Source organism: Sphingomonas sp. (assembly GCF_036387535.1).
Classification (GTDB): domain Bacteria; phylum Pseudomonadota; class Alphaproteobacteria; order Sphingomonadales; family Sphingomonadaceae; genus Sphingomonas_R.
In genome coordinates, this window is record NZ_DASVTO010000091.1 from 1 (window position 1) to 3,195 (window position 3,195).

At 68.7% G+C, this 3,195-nt stretch carries 3 protein-coding genes, 1 tRNA gene and 2 pseudogenes; all 6 read left to right on the plus strand.

Translation table 11 applies throughout. From position 1 onward, the window contains the following. Positions 1–362 (plus strand): annotated as a pseudogene (locus VF649_RS08585) (type II secretion system protein N); the annotation flags it as partial. A 48-nt stretch (positions 363–410) separates the two neighbouring features. Next, positions 411–487, plus strand: a tRNA-His gene (locus tag VF649_RS08590). A gap of 32 nt (positions 488–519) precedes the next feature. Beyond that, the gene (locus tag VF649_RS08595; protein ID WP_331011549.1) at positions 520–1,566 is read left to right on the plus strand and encodes a Glu/Leu/Phe/Val family dehydrogenase; all 1,047 of its coding nucleotides are present in this window, start codon (positions 520–522) and stop codon (positions 1,564–1,566) included. An 82-nt stretch (positions 1,567–1,648) separates the two neighbouring features. Beyond that, positions 1,649–2,374 (plus strand): heme ABC transporter permease CcmC, encoded by a 726-nt coding sequence (gene ccmC, locus VF649_RS08600; protein ID WP_331011551.1) that lies wholly within the window; start codon positions 1,649–1,651, stop codon positions 2,372–2,374. A 100-nt stretch (positions 2,375–2,474) separates the two neighbouring features. Continuing rightward, a complete protein-coding gene (ccmE, locus tag VF649_RS08605) occupies positions 2,475–2,909 on the plus strand; it encodes a cytochrome c maturation protein CcmE (RefSeq protein WP_331011550.1) in 435 nt (144 codons plus the stop codon). Next, a pseudogene (locus VF649_RS08610) lies at positions 2,906–3,195 on the plus strand (heme lyase NrfEFG subunit NrfE); the annotation flags it as partial. The gene ccmE and the pseudogene VF649_RS08610, both read left to right, overlap by 4 nt.

The window sequence follows — 3,195 nt, forward strand, 5'->3', positions numbered from 1 at the left end:
GTGCGTTCGCTCCGATGCCGGTCACGCGATTGACGCTGGAGGGACTGAGCGTCCGGTTCGAGAACGGTGCCTGCGTCGCGGCGGAAGGGCGGGTGCTGGCCACGCTGGCGGGTGACCTGGAGGGGATTGCGCTGCCACCGACGCTCGGCGGCTCGATCCGCTGCGACGGCACCGATCTGCTTGTCCCACTGACCGGTCAGGCGGGCGCGGAGCGGGTCGATCTGCGCGTGGCCGGCGATGGGCGTTACCGCGCCACCCTGTCCCTGCAACCCACCGATCCGGCGGCGGTGCAGCGGCTTACGTCGCTGGGCTTCGTGCAGGGGCCGGGCGGCTACGCCCTTTCCATCCAGGGTTCGTTCTGACGGCCTTGACGCAGGGCCGCCCCGACCGCTAGGGGCGCGGGCTTCGCGGCGACCGTAGTTCAATTGGTTAGAGCGTCGGCTTGTGATGCCGGAAGTTGCGGGTTCAAGTCCCGTCGGTCGCCCCATTTTCTCCGTCCTCCCCTGAGTTTCGCGATCCATGAGCACCTGGGGCTTTCCCGATTTCGACGACCATGAGGGGGTCCACCTCTTCACCGATCCGACATCGGGGTTGCATGCCGTGATCGCGGTCCATTCGACGCATCTCGGGCCGGCCGCAGGGGGCGTGCGCTTCTGGCATTACCCGACCAGCGGCGGCGCGATCACCGATGCGCTGCGCCTGTCGCGCGGCATGAGCTTCAAGAACGCGATGGCCGATCTGCCGATGGGCGGTGGCAAGGGCGTGGTGCTGGCGGCGCGGCCGGGCGACACGATCACCCCGCTCCAGCTCGAAGCGTTCGGCCGAGCGGTCGAATCTCTCAACGGCCGCTATGTGACCGCCGAGGATGTCGGCATGTCCGAAGCGAGCATGAAAGTGATCGCCGGCCAGACGCGCCACGTCTCCGGCCTGCCCGTTGCGGCGGGCAGCGCGGGCGGCGATCCGGGGCCGTATACCGCGCACGGCGTCTATCTGGGCGTGAAGGCTGCCGCGAAGCGCGGGCTGCGTGCCGACGACATGCGCGGCGTGCGGGTGGCGATTCAGGGCGTCGGCTCTGTCGGTGGCGGGCTTGCGCGCTTGCTGGCGGCGGACGGCGCGGTGCTGACGCTGGCCGACGTCGATGCGCGGCGGGCGGAGGCCCTGGCCGCGGAACTAGGCGCGACGGCGGTTGCTGCGGACGCGATCCTGACCAGCGAAGCCGACATCGTCAGCCCGAACGCCCTGGGTGCCATCCTGACCGCGCAATCGATTCCGGCCCTCAAAGCAAAGGTCGTCGCCGGCGGCGCCAACAATCAGCTGGCGACGCGTGAAGACGGCCACCTCCTGCACGATCGCGGCATCGTCTACGCCCCCGATTACGTCATCAACGCCGGCGGCATCATCAACGTCGGCCTGGAATATCTGGGCCAGGGCGACGAAGCCGAAGTCAACGCGCGCATCGCCCGCATCCCCGATCGGCTGATCCAGGTGTGGGACGAAAGCGACCGGACCGGCGATCCGGCATCGGCCGTCGCCGATCGCATCGCCCGGCGTCTGATAGGCCGTTGAATATCGGGCGTTGATGTTCGGCCGCCACGTCGAGCAACTGGCCCGTGACAACATGGCCTGCGTGCCATATTGCGCGATGATAGTGCCTGCCCTTCATGCCCTTGCAAATCCTGCGCGCTTCCTGTCGATCGCGCGGCCGTTGACGCCGATCCTGCTGGGGATCGGTGTAGGTCTTATCGCCGTCGGCTGCTGGGCCGGGTTGACGCAGACACCGCCCGATTATCTGCAGGGGGAGACGGTGCGCATCCTGTACATCCACGTCCCCGCCGCATGGCTGGGCATGGGCGGGTGGGGTGGCATCGCATTGTCCAGCATCGCCTATCTCGTCTGGCGCCACCCCCTTGCCAGCATCGCGGCGCAGGCGATTGCGCTACCCGGCGCGACGTTCGCGGCCATTTGCCTGGTCAGCGGATCGATCTGGGGGCGGCCGACCTGGGGAACATGGTGGCAATGGGACGGGCGGCTGACGTCGATGCTGCTGCTGTTCTTCGTTTATTGCGCGTACATCGCGCTGGCGCGTGCCGATGCGGAGCGCGGCGGCGACGGGCGCGTGCCGGCGTTGTTCGGGATCGCCGGTTCGGTGCTGCTGCCGATCATCCGCTACAGCGTCGTGTGGTGGAATACGTTGCATCAGGGGCCGAGCATCGGGCTCACCAAATCGACGATCGACGGGTCGATCCTGTGGCCGCTGCCGATCATGCTGCTGGGCTTCACCGCCTTGTTCGCCGGTATCGTGCTGATGCGCATGCGCACCGCGCTGGCCATTGCGAAGGCGGACGCCCGGATGCGGCGGATGGCGCGCGCATGAACCCGTGGCCTTTCGTGATCGCGGCCTATGCGACGACGCTGGCCGGCACAGCCGTGCTGACGCTGGTCAGCTGGCTGGCGATGCGCCGGGCGGAGCGTCCGTGAAGGCGAAGCATCAACGCCTGACGCTGGCGCTGCTGGGCGTCGCGGCCGTCGTCGGTGCGGCCGTGCTGGCCTTGTCCGCGCTCGGCGAGCAGGCGTCGTTCTTCTACGCGCCGTCCGACGTCCGCCGCGATGGCGTGCCGGTTGGCCGCGCGGTGCGGCTGGGCGGGATGGTCGCGGCCGGATCGGTGTCGCACGCGTCCGACGGCGTGACGGTGCGGTTCACGGTGACGGACGGGCGCGCGACGACGCCGGTCGTCTTCGCCGGGATTGTGCCGGACCTGTTCCGGGAACGCTCCGGCGTGGTCGCGGAAGGGGCGTTTCGCCGCGACGGCACGTTCGTCGCCGACAATCTGCTGGCGAAGCACGACGAGAAATACATGCCGCCGCAATTGGCGGGCAAGATGCACGCGACGAAGACGCTGGCGCAATGACCGCCGAAGCTGGTCTCGCCGCTTTGTGGTTCGCTGCTGCGCTCGCTGCCTTGCAGGTGGCGCTGGGCACGCTTGCGCTGCGTCAGCGTTCGGCGGAGCTGACCGGGGCGATCCGCCCGGTCGCGGTGGTGCAGGGGATCATGGCCGCCGCGGCGATGGCGCTGCTGATCGCGGTGTTCCTGGCCAGCGACATGTCGGTCGAGCTGGTGGTCGAGAACAGCGCGTCGACGAAGCCGTGGATCTATAAGTTCGCCGGCGCCTGGGGCAATCACGAAGGATCCATGCT